This window comes from Streptomyces sp. NPDC059866 (assembly GCF_042731325.1).
In the GTDB taxonomy this organism is placed as follows: domain Bacteria; phylum Actinomycetota; class Actinomycetes; order Streptomycetales; family Streptomycetaceae; genus Streptomyces; species Streptomyces flavusporus.
This window is the reverse complement of record NZ_JBHWJT010000016.1, coordinates 123,782-138,754: the sequence shown is the minus strand read 5'-3', so window position 1 is coordinate 138,754 and position 14,973 is coordinate 123,782. Positions and strand designations below refer to the sequence as shown.

The window sequence follows — 14,973 nt, the reverse complement described above, 5'->3', positions numbered from 1 at the left end:
GATGGAAGGCAAGGTGGTGGGGGAGGTCGCTGGGGGTTGCCGCCCCCGCACCTCGCTTCGGCACGCATCCCCGCGCGGAGCTACGCCACCGGGCCCTCGTACGGCAGAAGCTCCGGCCGCTTCGGCGGGAGCCCGTCCCCGGACGACCGGCCCGTCAGGCGGCGGGCGATCCACGGCAGCAGGTGCTGGCGGGCGAATCGCACGTCAGCGACCCGGCGCGCTGCCCAGCCCGGCGGCACGGTCGCCGGGATCGGCGTGTGCCAGTCCGGGTCCTCGGGGTCGTGTCCGAGCGTCTGCCACACCGCCTCCGCGACCCGCCGGTGCCCCTCGGCGGTCAGGTGCAGCCGGTCCACGTCCCACAGCCGGGGGTCGCCGAGCGAGGGCGCCCCGTACAGGTCGACCACCACCGCGCCGTGCCGCGCGGCCAGCTCGTCGACGCAGGCGAAGAGCTCCTCCATGCGCGGCCGGAACCGCTCCAGGACCGGGCCCTGCCGTCCCGGGCTCCGCATCAGGACGAGCTGCTTGCACGACGGAGCCAGCCGTTCCACGGCCTCCTCCAGGAGCCCGCGCACCCGGCCCATGTCGCACTTGGGGCGCAGGGTGTCGTTGAGCCCGCCGACGAGCGTGATGACATCGGCGCCCATCGCGGCCGCCACATCCACCTGCTCGTCGACGATCTGCCCGATCAGTTTGCCGCGCACGGCCAGGTTGCCGTACCGGAAGCCGGGAGTGCGGGCGGCCATCCGTGCCGCAAGGAGGTCGGCCCAGCCCCGGTAGGTGCCGTCGGGCAGCAGGTCCGACATGCCCTCGGTGAAGGAGTCGCCCACCGCGACCAGGCTGGTGTACTGGGGAGAGGAATTCGTCTGCATGGCGTACGAGATGGTATCCCGAGGCGCATACCCGACGGTCGGTCGGGCCGCCGTTGCCTGCTAGGCCCGCTGCCCGAACAGCTCCCGCAGCACGTCCTCCATGGTCACCAGCCCTGCCAGCCGCCCGTCCGAGCCGAGCACGGCCGCCAGGTGCGTACGGCTGCCGCGCATCGCGGTGAGCACGTCGTCCAGCGGTGTCGACTCCCGTACGCGCGCGATGGACCGCATGTCGCGCAGCCGGAACGGCACATCCCGCGGCGAGGCGTCCAGCGCGTCCTTCACATGCAGGTAGCCGACGATCCGGCGCCCCTCGTCCACGACGGGGAAGCGGGAGAAGCCGGACTCGGCCGACAGCCGCTCCAGTTCCTCCGGCGTGACGCCCACGCGCGCGTAGAAAACGCGTTCCAGCGGGAGCACGACGTCCCGCACGGGCCGGCGGCCCAGTTCCAGGGCGTCGTGCAGCCGCTCCTGCGCGCGGACGTCGATGAGCCCGGCCGCACCGGAGTCCTTGACCAGGCGGGCCAGCTCGGCGTCGGAGAAGGCGGCCGTGACCTCGTCCCTGGTCTCGATCCGCAGCAGTTTCAGCAGCCCGTTCGCGAAGGCGTTGATCGTGAAGATCACCGGTCGCAGCGCCTGGGAGAGCGCCACCAGCGGCGGCCCGAGCAGCAGTGCGCTGCGCACCGGCTCCGCGAGCGCGACGTTCTTCGGCACCATCTCGCCGAGCAGCATGTGCAGATACGTCGCCAGGGTCAGCGCGATCACGAAGGACACCGCGTGTCCCGCGCCGCTCGGCACACCCATCGCGTGGAACACCGGCTCGAGCAGATGCGCGATCGCCGGTTCCGCGACCACACCGAGCACCAGCGTGCACAGGGTGATGCCCAGCTGTGCCGCCGCCATCAGCGCCGACACGTGCTGCAGTCCCCACAGCACGCTCCTGGCCCGCCGGTCGCCCTGGTCGGCGTACGGTTCGATCTGGGAGCGGCGTACGGAGATCAGCGCGAACTCGGCGCCCACGAAGAAGGCGTTGACGACCAGCGTCGCGAAACCGATCAGCAGCTGTACGGCGGTCATGCCTGCGCCCCCGTCTCGTCGTCGAGCGGGGCGTGCAGCAGCAGCCGTGCCGCCCTGCGCCCCGCGGCGTCCAGCACTTCCAGGCGCCAGCCGGCCACCTGGACCGCGTCACCGGCGGCGGGTATCCGGCCCAGCTCGGTCGCGACGAGGCCGGCCAGCGTCTCGTAGGGACCCTCGGGCGGCCGCAGGCCCACGCGCGCGAGCTGGTCCATGCGGGCGGCACCGTCGGCGGAGTACAGGGCGTGGCCGTCCTCGTCCGTGCCGGCGGGGGCGAGGTCGGGCGTCTCGTGCGGGTCGTGCTCGTCGCGCACCTCGCCGACGACCTCCTCGACGATGTCCTCCAGCGTCGCGACGCCCGCCGTGCCGCCGTACTCGTCGATGACCACGGCCATCGTCCGCTTGCCGGACAGCCGGTCCAGGAGCCGGTCCACGGTGAGGGATTCCGGGACGAGGAGCGGCTCGCGCATCAGCTCGGAGACGGGCACGCGGGGCCGGCGTTCGGCGGGCACCGCCAGGACGTCCTTGACGTGCGCGGTGCCCACGACCGAGTCGAGGTTGCCGCGGTAGACCGGGAACCGCGACAGCCCGGTGGCCCGGGTCGCGTTCGCCACGTCCTCGCAGGTCGCCTGCGCGTCGAGGGCCACGACCTGCACGCGCGGCGTCATCACGTTCTCCGCGGTCAGGTCGGCGAGGTTCAGGGTGCGTACGAACAGCTCGGCGGTGTCCGGTTCCAGGGCGCCCTCGCGGGCGGAGTGCCGGGCGAGGGCGGCCAGTTCCTGCGGACCGCGCGCGGAGGCGAGCTCCTCGGCGGGTTCGAGGCCCAGGCGGCGCACCATGCGGTTGGCGGTGTTGTTGAGGTGGGTGATGAACGGGCGGAACAACGCGCTGAACCAGCGCTGGGCGTTGCCCACCCGCTTGGCCACGGCCAGCGGTGAGGAGATCGCCCAGTTCTTGGGCACCAGCTCGCCCACCACCATCAGGAAGACCGTCGACAGGGCCGTGCCCAGCACGAGGGCGATCGAGGAGGCCGTGGAGCGGGAGATGCCCAGTGACTCCAGCGGGCCCGCGATCAGCCGGGCGATGGACGGCTCGGCGAGCATGCCGACCACCAGGTTGGTGACGGTGATGCCGAGCTGCGCACCGGAGAGCTGGAAGGTGAGTTTCCGTACGGCCTTCAGAGCGCCGGCCGCGCCGCGCTCGCCGCGCTCGACGGCACGCTCCAGGGCGCTGCGCTCGACCGTGGTCAGCGAGAACTCCGCGGCGACGAAGGCGCCACAGGCGAGGGAGAGCAGGATCGCCACGAGCAGGAGGAGCACTTCGGTCATCGGGTCACCCCCGTCCCATGGTCCGGCAGGGCAGGGAGGAACGCGCGATGGCTGGTACTGGGAGGCTCGCCCATGGGCGGACGCTCACACCTTTCATGGAGGACCGAGTGGTCCTCCAAGAGTAAAGGACCGGCAAAGGGTGTCAGAACTCGGCCAGGGGCTTCACCCAGCGCCGCCAGTGCTCCTCGGACGCGTACCCGGCCGCGCGCCAGGCGTGGTGCGCCCTCTCGTTGCGGGTCGGCACCATCGCGTCCCCGCGGCGCCGGCCGTCGAATCCTGGCTGCTCACACACATCTACAGCGGTTTGATCCAGCGTCGCCAGTGGTCCTCGCGATGGTAGCCAGTGGCGGCCCACGTGTGGTGGGCCTGTTCGTTGGCTTCCAGGACCATGGCGTCGACCCGTCGCCCGCCCAGGGAGGCGAATCGTTGTTCGGCTGCTTCCAGCAGGGCGGTGGCGATGCCTCGCCGACGGTGGTCGGGGTGTACGGCCAGTCGGTAGGCGGAGCATCGCCATCCGTCGAAGCCGGCTATGACGGTTCCTGTGAGGGCGCCGTCGCGCTCTGCGAGGAGCAGGGCTTCGGGGTCTCGTGTGATGAGTCGGGCCACTCCGTCGTGGTCGTCGCTGATGCTCGTTCCTTCCGCGGCCTCGCGCCAGAACTGCAGCACGGTGTCGATGTCCGAGAGGGTGGCGTGGCGGATGTGGAGATCGCTCATGGGGCGAGCCAAGCAGAGCGCCGGCCTGTCTGGCGAGCGGTTTCCGTGTCGGAACTCGCCGGCCGGGTGCTGCCCCCGACCGCTCAAGGTTGCTTCTCGACGTCCTTCACCGAGCTCGGCCCCAACTGCTTGGCGCTGGCGTACTCCGGCATCGTCATGGGCTGGTCGAACAGGAAGAACGACTGGTTCGTGCCGACCGTGAACTCCATGTACGCGCCCGTCGTGGCGTCGAAACCGTAGTAGGCACCGCAGGTGGAACCCGACGTGTACACGCCGTCCATGCCGGGCTGTGCGAGGACCGCGACGCCGTTGGAGGAGGACTCCACCTTCTCCGTCGGAGTGAGCATCTTGCAGCGCGGCACCGGCAGGCCCTTCATGATGAAGTACCCGTACTCGCCTTTGGCGTTCTGGATGTAGACGTATGAGAGTTTGCCCCGCTTCCCCCACGTCCTGATCCACTGGTTGATCGCTTCGCGGGTCGGCGAGTACTCCATGCGGCCCGCCGGCTGCTGGGCCACGAGGTGGTCGTAGTTCTCCTGTTTGGTCTTGTTCTCCTTGTCCTGGCTGGAGTCGGTGCAGGACGTCAGGGCAAGGCCCACAACGAGCGCGACGACGGTGGCCAGGGCCATGCGTGCGAACTTCTTCATGCGGTGCTGCCCTCTTCCCGGGATGAGATGGGGATCAGTTGGTGCACGTCGTGCGCTCGGCGGTGGCATCCAGCCGGTACGGCAGATCCTTGTCACGGAAGGGCGCGCGGTGCTCCTGGGCGGCCTTCGAGTTGTAGTCGTTGACCGACTCGATCCGCGTGGCCTTCAGCGCGGTGATCGACTGGTCGATCTGCGTCGTACGAGTCTCCGAAGCGGTCTTCCGCTCCTCCTGGAGCGCCTGGATCGTCCCTTCGGCGTTCTGCACGGCCTCGCACAGATCGAAGAACTCCTCGTACGTGGTCTGACGGAACTCGCCCGAGCCGACGGTGTTCTCGCGCTTGTCCGCCTCACCGCGGAACGGGGCGGTGATCCACCCCGCGCCGCCGAAGGCGAACACCCCGATCACGTACAACGCCGCCAGGCCGATGATCCCGCCGACGGCCCAAGCCCCCAACCGTGCCCCCTCGCGCACCTGCCCCATGGCCATCCCCCTTCACAGGTGTTCCGCGGCGTGGAACCACCCTCCGCGAAGAAGGACACGGCACCCGGTGAAACGGTTCCGCCGGCACGAGCGTCAGGAAGGGGGTACCTATGCGGTCGAGCCACTGACGGCACAGGGTCCAGTGGATGCGCGCGCTGCCCGGCGTTGACCCACAGCCGCTCAGCTTGGTGTTTGACCTCGGCCGTTCACCTGACCCGCTGATCCTGGTTCGTTCCCGGGACAGCAGGGCGGCCCGGCGTACCTCCGCGTCACTCGTGCGCTATCGCCGCCAGTACGTTCATCCGCGAGGCCCGCAGGGCAGGCAGCAGCGCCGCCACGACGCCTACCACCGCCGAGCCGATCACCACCGCGACGATCGTGCCCCACGGGATCGCCAGCGCCGTCATGCCCTGCAACGCCAGCACCTGCTGGGTGCACACTCCCCACGCCAGGCCCAGCCCGAGGCCCAGGACCGCGCCGAAAACCGCGATCACCACCGACTCCAGCCGGATCATCCGGCGCAGCTGCCGCCGGGCCAGCCCGATGGCGCGCAGCAGCCCGATCTCCCGGGTGCGCTCCACGACCGACAGGGTGAGGGTGTTCACCACGCCGAGCACGGCGATGGTGATCGCGAGCCCCAGGAGGGCGTACACGAGGTAGAGCAGCACGGAGATCTGGTCGCGCACCAGCTGCTTGTAGTCGGCCAGGTCCCGGACCTGCAGCTGCGGATACACGTCGAGCGTCCGCTCCAGGTTCCTGCGCAGGTCGTCGTCGCTCGTGCCCGGGGCGGCGTTGACGTACAGCACGGAGTCCTGCCCGCCCGGCACGTACCGCTCCAGGGTGGCGAGGCCGAAGTAGATCCCGCCCTGCAGTCCGAAGCCCTCGGCGGACTCCTGGTCGGTGAGAGCGCCGACGGTCAGTTCGGCGGTGCGTCCGCCCTGGAACTCGACGGGGACGGTGCTGCCGAGCCGTATGCCGTGGTCCTGCGCGAAGTCCAGGTCCATCGCCAGGTGACCGGCGGCGAGCGCGGCGGCGCTGTCGCCCCCGGCGTAGGTGATGTTGGCGACCTCGTCGAGCCGCCGGTCGTAGCCGGCGGCGGTCGTCTCGACGCGGGCGCCGTCGGGCAGGAGGACCGCGATCGGCGTGAACCGCGAGCGCACCACGAGCCCCACGCCCTCGGTGTCGCGCACATGGGCGGTGACCTCCGGCGGGAAGGGCACGAAGTTGTTCTGGATCACGAAGTCGGCGCCGAGCGTCCGGTCGATCTGCCGGTCGAACGACTTCGTGATCGAGGCGCTCGCCACCGACAGCCCGCCGACCAGCGCGAGGCCCACCATGAGCGCGGCCGCCGTGGCGCCGGTACGGCGGGGGTTGCGCAGGGCGTTGCGCTGGCTCATCCGGCCGATGGAACCGAACAGCGCCGGGAAGGCCCCGCCCAGCACCCGGATCACCGGCCGGACCAGGAGAGGTCCCGCGACCACGGTGGCGATGAGGGTCAGGAGCACCCCGAGGCCCAGCAGGGATGCCGCCGCTCCCGTCTCGGACGACCCCACGCAGCCCGCCAGTGCCGCCGCGCCCGCCGCTCCCACGACTGCGCCCACCACCGCACGCACCTTGAGCGGCCGGCCCACCGCGGCGACCTCGGCGTCGGAGAGCGCCGCCATCGGCGAGACGCCCGCCGCACGCCGGGCCGGGAGGTACGCGGCGACGAAGGTGACGCCGACACCGACGACGTACGCCGCGAGGGGTGTCACCCAGCCGACGACCATCTCGGTGGACTTGATGTTCATGCCGAGCAGGCCCATCAGTTCGAAGAGGCCGACGGCGAGCCCGATGCCGGCGGCCAGACCCAGCGTGGAGCCGACCAGGCCGAGCAGCAGCGCCTCGGTGAGCACCGACCGGCGCACCTGGCGCCGGTCGGCGCCCAGCGCGCGCAGCAGGCCCAGCTCGCGGGTGCGCTGCGCGATCAGCATCGAGAAGGTGTTGACGATCAGGAACACGCCCACGAGGACGGCGACCCCGGCGAAGCCGAGCATCACGTACTTGATGACGTCGAGGAAGCCGCCGAGCTGTTCGACGTCCGACTCGGCCTGCTCGTCGGCGGTCCGGAAGTGGTAGCGGTCGGCGCCGAGGGCGGCCGCGACGCGCTGCTTGAGCGTGGTGTCGCTCACGCCGTCCGCCGCGTCCACGGTGATGCTCGTGGCGGCTCCCTCGACGCCCAGCAGCTTCGTCTGGGCGGTCGGCGTGTCGACGAACACCAGTGCGGCACCGGGATTGGTGGTCGTGAACGTGACGATGCCGACGACCTCGACCCGGAAGGAGCCGGGTGCGGCGATCACCGTCACGACGTCCCCGATCCGTACGTTCCTGCGGTCGGCGGTCTCGGAGTCGATCAGCGCCTCGGTGGGCCCGTGCGGGGCGTGGCCGGAGGTCAGCTCGACGGGGCTGCGGTCGCTCGGGTTCCAGTTGGTGCCGATCGTGGGGGCGCCGGTCGTCGGGCCGACCGATTCGTTGTCGGCGTCGACGACCGTGATGTTCGTGGCCTCGGCCTCCGCGCGGGCGGCGGCCACGCCGTCGACCCGGGCGACCCGGTCGGCGAGCGCGGCGGGCAGCGTGGCCGTCGCACCGGACGGCACCACCTCGTCGAGGGTCTCCTTGGGGGTCACGGTGACGTTCGCCGCGGTCGACGCGAAGAGCCGGTTGAAGGTGCGGCTGACGGTGTCCGAGAAGATCAGGCTGCCCGTGACGAACGCCACGGACAGCAGGACGGCCAGCGCCGAGAGCAGCAGTCGCCCCTTGTGGGCGACGAAACTCCGGAGTGTTGCCCTGAGCACGGGTTTCAGTCCCTCTGGACGGGGGTGGCGTCGTCGGTCCGGCGGCGGATCACGTCGAACCGCTTCATACGCTCCAGCACGGCCTCGGCCGTCGGCCGCTCCAGCTCGTCGACGATCCGCCCGTCGCCGAGGAAGAGCGCCAGGTCGGAGTGGGCGGCGGCGCCAGGGTCGTGGGTGACCATGACGACGGTCTGCCCGAGGTCGTCGACGGCCCCGCGCAGGAAGCCGAGGACCTCCAGACCGGCCCGCGAGTCGAGGTTGCCGGTCGGCTCGTCCGCGAAGATCAGCTCGGGGCGGGAGGCCAGCGCGCGGGCGCAGGCGACGCGCTGCTGCTGGCCGCCGGACAGCTGCGAGGGCCGGTGCCCCAGCCGGTCCCGCAGGCCGAGCGTGTCGATGACCTGGTCCAGCCACTCCCGGTCGGGCTTCTGGCCCGCGATGTCCATGGGCAGGGTGATGTTCTCGAGCGCGTTCAGCGTCGGGATGAGGTTGAACGACTGGAACATGAACCCGATCCGGTCCCGCCGCAGCCTGGTCAGCTCGCGCTCCTTCAGCCCCGTGATCTCGGTGTCGCCGAGCCACACCTGTCCGGCCGAGACGGTGTCGAGCCCGGCCAGACAGTGCATCAGCGTGGACTTCCCGGAGCCCGACGGGCCCATGACGGCGGTGAAGCGGCGGCGCGCGACGTCCACGTCCACCGAGTCGAGGGCGAGCACCGTCGTCTCGCCCGAGCCGTATGCCTTGGTGAGACCGCGGGCGCGGGCCGCGACCCCGTCGGCCGGTGCGAGCCCCGGGGTGTGCTCCGCAGCAGGTGTGGACAAGGCTGCCTCCTTGATCGCGCCTCGCTCGTGGCGTCACGAGTTCCGTGTCTGTGCCGAGGGCGATGTGATACGCACCACAAACGGTATCCCGCCGAGGTTGTGGACGGTCTCCCTCCCAGGTCGGGCCCCGAATGTGGTTGTAAGGGGCACTCACTGCCCCTCGTGCGACGCCCTTGCCGCTGCTAGCGTTCCGGCGCTAGCTTCGAGGTATGGCCAAGACCCAGCTGAACGTCCGCGTCGACGAGGACACCGCCCGCGCGGCCCGCGAACGCGCCCTGGCGCGCGGCATGAGCGTCAACCGCTACATCGAAGAGCTCGTGCGGCAGGACACCGGAGAGGTCGGCCACACCTTCGTGGAGGCCGCCGCCGACTTCATGAAGCAGTACGAGTCCGTCTTCGCCGAGGAGTTCGACGGGGGTGCCCCTGCTCATGGGGGTCTCCCCGCGCGAGCGAAGCCGAGCGTGGGGGAGAAGCCGAGCGTGGGGGAGAAGCCGAGCGTGGGGGAGAAGCCGAGCCTCGGGGAGGACCGTCAAGGCCGCACGAGCGAAGGTCGCCACTGATCCGTTGAGCGACCTCACCATCGACCTTGCCTGGCTCCTGATGCTCGCCGAACAGAAGACGCCGGGAGATCCCCAGGTCACCGACTGGGGAGCTCTCGTCGCCGCGGTCGCGCGCCACCAGGCCGAGATCTTCGACGTTCCCGTCTACGACACCCCGCACGCGCGCGCTGCGGCCCTGCTCCAACTGCTGATCCATGTCCCCGCGCTGGAGCGCTCCAACGCCCTGTTCGCCTCCGCGGTCGCGTACGCCTATCTGGTCGCCAGCGGCGTCAAGGTCGTCACCTCGCCCGTGCAGGTGCGTGACCTGGCCCGGCTGGTGAAAAGCGGTGAGGCGTCGGTGCACGACATCGCGCGCGAACTGCAGCAGTGGAGCCTGTGACGCCCGGCCCTACTCCTCGGGGCGCCACGCGGTGCCCAGCACACAGAACGAGGTGGGCAGTACGGGCCCCTTCTCCGGCATCAGCATCCGCCGGTACGGGCCCAGTTCGAACCCGGCGTCCCTGAGCGCGGCGACCGGATCCCGGGACAGATGGCAGCCGCCGTTCAACGGCGGCCACACCGTGCGGTCCAGCGCACGCTGGGTGAACGTCATCGCCCGGCCGCCGCCCCGCCCGTGCTCGAAGAACCGCACCTGACCGCCGGGCCGCAGCACCCTGCGCACCTCGCCCAGGGCGCGCGGCACATCCCGCACGCTGCACAGCACCAGCGACAGCACCACCGCGTCGAAGGCCTCGCTCTTGACCGGCAGCGCCTCCGCCGCCCCCGGCACCACGTCGACGGGCATCTGGGCGCGCAGCGCGGCCTCCACCGCCAACTGCCGCAGACTGCGCTCGGGTTCGATCGCCACGACCTCCGGGACCGTACGGGGATAGTGCGCGAAGTTCAGTCCGTTGCCCGCGCCGATCTCGAGCACGCGTCCGGACAGCCCGGCGAGCAGCCGGTCGCGCACCCCGGCCATGCCCAGCCGGCTCTCGGCGGCCACGCTGACGCGGGCGTAGTAGCGGGCGAACAACGGGTGGTACACAGGATCCCGCGCCACCCTGCGGGCGCCGGCGGACCGTAGCGGCATGAGGACCTCCCTCGCAGGACGGGCCGTACGGCGATTGTCCACCCGTACGGCCCCTCACTCCACGGTGCAGACACCGCTGTCCCGGTAAGGGCCTGTCCGGCCGGTACACCTGGCAGCGCTCACCACCGGAACGTCGGTGGCGCCTGACGCACCCGGAACGCCTCCGCGTCCCACGTCCCGTCCAGCCGCGGCGCGAGCCAGTCCGGTGCCGCCGCGCGGAAGGCCGCCGGAGCCAGCGCCCCGGCCCCCGCGGGCACGGCGCCCAGGAGCGGGGCTCCGGCCACCTCCGGCAGATCCGCGAGGTTGCACCGGGCGGCGAGGTCGGGCTCGCCGGGCCAGCTGCCGATGACGACCCCGGCCAGGTCGAGCCGCCGGGACCGTACTTCACGTGCCGTCAGCTCGGTGGTGTTCAGCGTGCCCAGCCCCGCGGACACCGCGACCAGCACCGGCGCGGCGAGCAGCCCGGCCGCGTCGGCGAGGGTCCCGCCCGCCGCATCGAACCGTACGAGCAGCCCGCCGGCACCCTCGACCAGCACCAGATCGTGCTCGGTGGCCAGCTTGGCCGCCGCTTCGGCGATCTCCTGCGGGTGCACCGGCGCCCGCCCGGCCCGCCGTGCGGCGGTGCCCGGCGCCAACGGCTCGGGATACCGGGCGAGTTCGGCCGCCGTGACGGCACCGGCGAGCCGCGCGACCTCGTCGGCGTCCCCGCGCTCGTCCGGCCGTACGCCCGTCTGCGCGGCCTTGAGCACGGCCACCGAACGCCCGGCGGCCAGTGCGGCGGCGGCGACCGCGGCCGTCGTGACCGTCTTGCCGACCTCCGTGCCCGTACCCGTGATCACCAGAACCGGCATGTCATCCCTCCCGCGCCGCGGCGCACACCGCGCGCCCGATCCGCGCCACGTCCGCGTCGTTCGTGACGTACGGCGGCATCGTGTACACCAGATCGCGGAACGGCCGCAGCCACACGCCCTCACGCACCGCCGCCCTCGTCGCCGCGGCCATGTCGATCGCGTGGTCGAGCTGGACGACGCCGATGGCGCCGAGGACCCGGACGTCCCGCACACCCCGAAGGTCCGCGGCCGGAGCCAGCCCCTCCCACAGCCCCGTCTCGATCCGCTTGACCTCCGCCGACCAGTCCTGGCCGAGCAGCAGCTCGATGGAGGCGCAGGCCACGGCCGCGGCCAGCGGATTGCCCATGAACGTCGGCCCGTGCGCGAGCACCGGCACCTCACCCCGCGAGATGCCGTCGGCCACCCGCGAGGAGCACAGCGTCGCCGCCATCGTCAGGTAGCCGCCGGTCAGCGCCTTGCCCACGCACATCACGTCCGGCGCGAGAGCCGCGTGCTCCGCCGCGAACAGCGTGCCCGTACGTCCGAACCCGGTCGCGATCTCGTCGAACACCAGCAGCACGTCGTGCGCGTCGCACGCCTCGCGCAGCACCCGCAGGTACGCGGGGGAGTGGAAACGCATCCCGCCCGCGCCCTGCACCACCGGCTCGACGATCACCGCGGCCAGTTCGTCGGCGTGCCGTTCGATCATCGCGCGCAGATGGTCCGCGTACGACTCCTCGTACTCCGTCGGGGGCGCGTCCGCGAACACCTGACGGGGCAGCACCCCGGTCCACAGCTCGTGCATCCCGCCCTCGGGATCGCACACCGACATCGGCTGCCAGGTGTCGCCGTGGTAGCCGCCGCGCCAGGTCAGCAGGCGCTGCTTGCCCGGGCGGCCGAGCGAACGCCAGTACTGCAGACACATCTTGACGGCGACCTCGACCGACACCGAGCCGGAGTCGGCGAGGAAGACATGCTCCAGACCGTCAGGCGACATGTCGACAAGGAGCTTTGCCAGGCGTACGGCGGGCTCGTGCGTGAGCCCGCCGAACATCACATGGCTCATCCGGCCGAGCTGTTCACGCGCGGCCTCGTCGAGCACCGGGTGGCGGTAGCCGTGGATCGCCGACCACCAGGACGACATGCCGTCGACCAGCTCACCCGAGCCGTCCGCCAACCTCAGCCGCACCCCGCTCGCCGCCTCGACGACGAGCGGTTCCTGCCGGCCCGGCATCGGCCCGTACGGATGCCAGACGTGCCGCCGGTCGAGGTCCAGCAGCTCGGGCACGGTCAGCTCAGGCATTGGGCGCGAGGTCCGTTCCGGCTCCTCTGCGGCGCACGGCCACCAGGTCGGTGCGCGCCTCGGGGGCCGTCTCGGCCGCCGGCACCGACGCCGAGCCGCACGTCGAGGCGCAGCCGCCGGCCGCCCGGTGCTCCGGCAGCGTCACCTCGTCCGTGCCCTCCACCTCGAACCCGGCATCCGCGATCATCTCCAGGTCGGCCTTGCCGGCCTGGCCCTCGCTGGTGAGGTAGTCGCCGAGGAAGACGGAGTTGGCCAGATGCAGGGCCAGTGGCTGCATGGTGCGCAGGTGCACCTCGCGGCCACCGGCGATGCGCACCTCGACGTCCGGGCAGACGAACCGGACCATCGCCAGGATGCGCAGGCACCGTTGCGGGGTGAGGTGCCACTCCTTGGCGAGCGGAGTGCCCTCGAACGGGATCAGGAAGTTGACCGGCACCGAGTCCGGGTCCAGCTCGCGCAGCGAGAACACCACGTCGACCAGGTCCGCGTCGCTCTCGCCCATTCCGGCGATGAGACCGGAACAGGCCGACAGCCCGGCCGCGTGCGCCTTCTGGACCGTGTCCACCCGGTCGGCGTACGTGTGCGTCGTCGTGATGTCCGCGTACGTTCCCTCGGAGGTGTTGAGGTTGTGGTTGTACGCGTCCGCGCCGGCCGCGCGCAGCCGCTCGGCCTGGCCGTCGGAGAGCAGACCGAGGCAGGCGCACACCTCGACGTCCTCGTTCTGGTCCTTGATCGCCTTGATGGTCTCGGAGACCCGGTCGACGTCACGGTCGGTCGGGCCCCGTCCGCTGGCCACCAGACAGACTCGCTTGGCACCCCCGGCGAGCCCCGCGGCCGCGGCCTGCGAGGCCTCGTCAGGCTTGAGCCAGGTGTACTTGAGGATGCCGGCCTTCGATCCGAGCCGCTGGGAGCAGTAGGAGCAGTCCTCGGGGCACAGGCCCGACTTGAGGTTGACGAGGTAGTTGAGTTTCACCCGTCGGCCGAACCAGTGCCGGCGCACCTTGCCGGCCGCGGCCACCACATCGAGCAGGTCGTCGTCGGAAGTGGCGAGGACGGCCAGTGCTTCCTCGCGGGTCGGCAGCTCGCGCCGAAGCCCCTTGTCCACGAGCGTGTTCAGCAGGTCCATGAGAGCCGATCCTGTCCTAAGGCACCACCTCCGGCCAAGGAGAGTTCGCACAGCTCTGGCAGTTCGTCGTGTGGGTATTGCCACACACTGAGCTGCGTTGCGTCCCGCTAGGGTCTGTGCATTACCTACAAAAGTCCCGGAGGGGTCATGGCGTTCGGCTGGATCGACGAGCAGGCGGAGCTGCGCCGCCGCGCCGGACTCGTACGGACCCTGCGCCCCCGCTCCGCCGACACGCCGCTGCTGGACCTGGCGAGCAACGACTACCTGGGGCTGGCCCGCCACCCCGAGGTCACCGAGGGCGCCGCGCGGGCCGCGCGCACCTGGGGCGGCGGCGCCACCGGCTCCCGGCTCGTCACCGGCACCACCGAGCTGCACGGCGAACTCGAACGGGAGCTGGCCGACTTCTGCGGCGTCGAGGCGGCCCTGGTCTTCTCCTCCGGGTACGCGGCCAACCTCGCCGCGGTCACCGCACTCGCGCCGCACGGCTCCCTGATCGTCTCCGACGCCGGCAACCACGCCTCGCTGATCGACGGCTGTCGGCTGGCCCGCGGTACGACACAGGTCGTCGCGCACGCCGAGCCGGACGCGGTGCGCAAGGCGCTGCAGACCCACGAGGGGCCGGCCGTCGCCGTGTCCGACACGGTCTTCTCGGTCGACGGCGACGCCGCACCGCTCGCCGCACTGGCCGAGGCGTGCCGCGCGCACGGCGCCGGACTGGTCGTCGACGACGCCCACGGCCTCGGTGTGCTCGGTGCGGGCGGCCGGGGCGCCCCGTACGCGGCCGGGCTCGCGGGCGCCGACGATGTCGTCGTGACGGTGACACTGTCCAAGTCGCTCGGCAGTCAGGGCGGCGCCGTGCTCGGCCCCGCCCGGGTGATCGACCACCTGGTCAACGCGGCCAGGACCTTCATCTTCGACACCGGCCTCGCCCCCGCGGCCACGGGAGCGGCCCTGGCGGCACTGAGACTGCTGCGCCGCGAACCCGAGCGGGCGGCGCGGGCGCGCGCGGTGGCGGGCGAACTGCACGCCCGGCTGACGGGCATGGGTCTGGAGGCGGTACGCCCGGACGCCGCGGTCGTCTCCGTGCGCGCGCCGTCCCCGGAGGGGGCCGTGCGCTGGGCGGCCGACTGCCGCGCCGCGGGGCTCGCCGTGGGCTGCTTCAGGCCCCCTTCCGTGCCCGACGGCATCTCCCGGCTGCGGCTGACGGCCCGCGCGGACCTCTCCGGGGACCAGATCGAACGCGCTGTACGGGTGATCGGTGAAACGCGACCATGAGTCGGCGTACCACGGCCGTGTATCACGCGATACGGACCTGATCAGATC

15 protein-coding genes and 1 pseudogene are annotated in these 14,973 nt (G+C 71.7%); 3 read left to right on the top strand and 13 right to left on the bottom strand.

Going from position 1 to position 14,973, the window contains the following annotated elements:
* Nucleotides 1-80: 80 nt before the first annotated feature.
* The 9 genes from ACFV7R_RS25010 to ACFV7R_RS24970 all read right to left on the bottom strand — a co-directional run bounded on the left by ACFV7R_RS25010 (nucleotide 81) and on the right by ACFV7R_RS24970 (nucleotide 8,762).
* On the bottom strand, nucleotides 81-869 hold the full coding sequence (locus ACFV7R_RS25010; RefSeq protein WP_385267098.1) for an SGNH/GDSL hydrolase family protein: 789 nt from the start codon (nucleotides 867-869) through the stop codon (nucleotides 81-83).
* Between the two features lie 60 nt (nucleotides 870-929).
* Entirely contained in the window at nucleotides 930-1,943 is a 1,014-nt protein-coding gene (locus ACFV7R_RS25005; protein ID WP_385267096.1) for a hemolysin family protein, read from the bottom strand.
* Complete coding sequence (locus ACFV7R_RS25000) at nucleotides 1,940-3,268, bottom strand: hemolysin family protein (RefSeq protein WP_385267094.1); 1,329 nt, start codon at nucleotides 3,266-3,268, stop codon at nucleotides 1,940-1,942. Before ACFV7R_RS25000 ends, ACFV7R_RS25005 begins: the two co-directional genes overlap by 4 nt.
* Nucleotides 3,269-3,410: 142 nt before the next feature.
* Nucleotides 3,411-3,560, bottom strand: coding sequence for a hypothetical protein (locus ACFV7R_RS24995; protein ID WP_385267092.1), 150 nt, complete (start codon nucleotides 3,558-3,560; stop codon nucleotides 3,411-3,413).
* Nucleotides 3,561-3,562: 2 nt separating this feature from the next.
* Nucleotides 3,563-3,982, bottom strand: a complete 420-nt coding sequence (locus ACFV7R_RS24990) for a GNAT family N-acetyltransferase (protein ID WP_385267089.1) — start codon at nucleotides 3,980-3,982, stop codon at nucleotides 3,563-3,565.
* Between the two features lie 83 nt (nucleotides 3,983-4,065).
* Entirely contained in the window at nucleotides 4,066-4,629 is a 564-nt protein-coding gene (locus ACFV7R_RS24985) for a hypothetical protein (protein WP_385267087.1), read from the bottom strand.
* 34 nt (nucleotides 4,630-4,663) lie between these two features.
* A complete protein-coding gene (locus ACFV7R_RS24980) occupies nucleotides 4,664-5,116 on the bottom strand; it encodes a hypothetical protein (protein WP_385267084.1) in 453 nt (150 codons plus the stop codon).
* Between the two features lie 263 nt (nucleotides 5,117-5,379).
* A complete protein-coding gene (locus ACFV7R_RS24975; protein ID WP_385267082.1) occupies nucleotides 5,380-7,944 on the bottom strand; it encodes an FtsX-like permease family protein in 2,565 nt (854 codons plus the stop codon).
* 5 nt (nucleotides 7,945-7,949) lie between these two features.
* Nucleotides 7,950-8,762 (bottom strand): ABC transporter ATP-binding protein, encoded by an 813-nt coding sequence (locus tag ACFV7R_RS24970; protein WP_385267079.1) that lies wholly within the window; start codon nucleotides 8,760-8,762, stop codon nucleotides 7,950-7,952.
* Nucleotides 8,763-8,971: 209 nt separating this feature from the next.
* Between ACFV7R_RS24970 and ACFV7R_RS24965 the strand changes: the two are divergent.
* Nucleotides 8,972-9,172, top strand: a pseudogene (locus ACFV7R_RS24965) (antitoxin); the annotation flags it as partial.
* 154 nt (nucleotides 9,173-9,326) lie between these two features.
* Nucleotides 9,327-9,701, top strand: coding sequence for a fic family toxin-antitoxin system, toxin component (locus tag ACFV7R_RS24960; RefSeq protein WP_129796634.1), 375 nt, complete (start codon nucleotides 9,327-9,329; stop codon nucleotides 9,699-9,701).
* Nucleotides 9,702-9,710: 9 nt separating this feature from the next.
* Here ACFV7R_RS24960 and ACFV7R_RS24955 read toward each other — a convergent pair whose 3' ends face one another.
* The 4 genes from ACFV7R_RS24955 to bioB form a co-directional block, all read right to left on the bottom strand.
* Nucleotides 9,711-10,391, bottom strand: coding sequence for a class I SAM-dependent methyltransferase (locus tag ACFV7R_RS24955; RefSeq protein ID WP_385267075.1), 681 nt, complete (start codon nucleotides 10,389-10,391; stop codon nucleotides 9,711-9,713).
* A gap of 119 nt (nucleotides 10,392-10,510) precedes the next feature.
* Nucleotides 10,511-11,242 carry a dethiobiotin synthase gene (gene bioD / locus ACFV7R_RS24950; protein WP_385267073.1) on the bottom strand — a complete coding sequence of 244 codons (732 nt, stop codon included), beginning with the start codon at nucleotides 11,240-11,242 and terminating at the stop codon, nucleotides 10,511-10,513.
* Between the two features lies 1 nt (nucleotide 11,243).
* Complete coding sequence (locus ACFV7R_RS24945; protein WP_385267070.1) at nucleotides 11,244-12,524, bottom strand: adenosylmethionine--8-amino-7-oxononanoate transaminase; 1,281 nt, start codon at nucleotides 12,522-12,524, stop codon at nucleotides 11,244-11,246.
* Nucleotides 12,517-13,650 carry a biotin synthase BioB gene (gene bioB, locus ACFV7R_RS24940; protein ID WP_385267067.1) on the bottom strand — a complete coding sequence of 378 codons (1,134 nt, stop codon included), beginning with the start codon at nucleotides 13,648-13,650 and terminating at the stop codon, nucleotides 12,517-12,519. Before bioB ends, ACFV7R_RS24945 begins: the two co-directional genes overlap by 8 nt.
* Before the next feature lie 147 nt (nucleotides 13,651-13,797).
* Here bioB and ACFV7R_RS24935 point away from each other — a divergent pair, with 147 nt between their 5' ends.
* Nucleotides 13,798-14,925, top strand: coding sequence for an 8-amino-7-oxononanoate synthase (locus ACFV7R_RS24935; RefSeq protein WP_385267065.1), 1,128 nt, complete (start codon nucleotides 13,798-13,800; stop codon nucleotides 14,923-14,925).
* Nucleotides 14,926-14,973: the final 48 nt, after the last annotated feature.

Coding starts and splice junctions, on each gene's coding strand:
- ACFV7R_RS25010 (WP_385267098.1), bottom strand. CDS start 869: ATGCAGACGAATTCCTCTCCCCAGTACACCAGCCTGGTCGCGGTGGGC.
- ACFV7R_RS25005 (WP_385267096.1), bottom strand. CDS start 1,943: ATGACCGCCGTACAGCTGCTGATCGGTTTCGCGACGCTGGTCGTCAAC.
- ACFV7R_RS25000 (WP_385267094.1), bottom strand. CDS start 3,268: ATGACCGAAGTGCTCCTCCTGCTCGTGGCGATCCTGCTCTCCCTCGCC.
- ACFV7R_RS24990 (WP_385267089.1), bottom strand. CDS start 3,982: ATGAGCGATCTCCACATCCGCCACGCCACCCTCTCGGACATCGACACC.
- ACFV7R_RS24985 (WP_385267087.1), bottom strand. CDS start 4,629: ATGAAGAAGTTCGCACGCATGGCCCTGGCCACCGTCGTCGCGCTCGTT.
- ACFV7R_RS24980 (WP_385267084.1), bottom strand. CDS start 5,116: ATGGCCATGGGGCAGGTGCGCGAGGGGGCACGGTTGGGGGCTTGGGCC.
- ACFV7R_RS24955 (WP_385267075.1), bottom strand. CDS start 10,391: ATGCCGCTACGGTCCGCCGGCGCCCGCAGGGTGGCGCGGGATCCTGTG.
- bioD (WP_385267073.1), bottom strand. CDS start 11,242: ATGCCGGTTCTGGTGATCACGGGTACGGGCACGGAGGTCGGCAAGACG.
- ACFV7R_RS24945 (WP_385267070.1), bottom strand. CDS start 12,524: ATGCCTGAGCTGACCGTGCCCGAGCTGCTGGACCTCGACCGGCGGCAC.
- bioB (WP_385267067.1), bottom strand. CDS start 13,650: ATGGACCTGCTGAACACGCTCGTGGACAAGGGGCTTCGGCGCGAGCTG.
- ACFV7R_RS24935 (WP_385267065.1), top strand. CDS start 13,798: ATGGCGTTCGGCTGGATCGACGAGCAGGCGGAGCTGCGCCGCCGCGCC.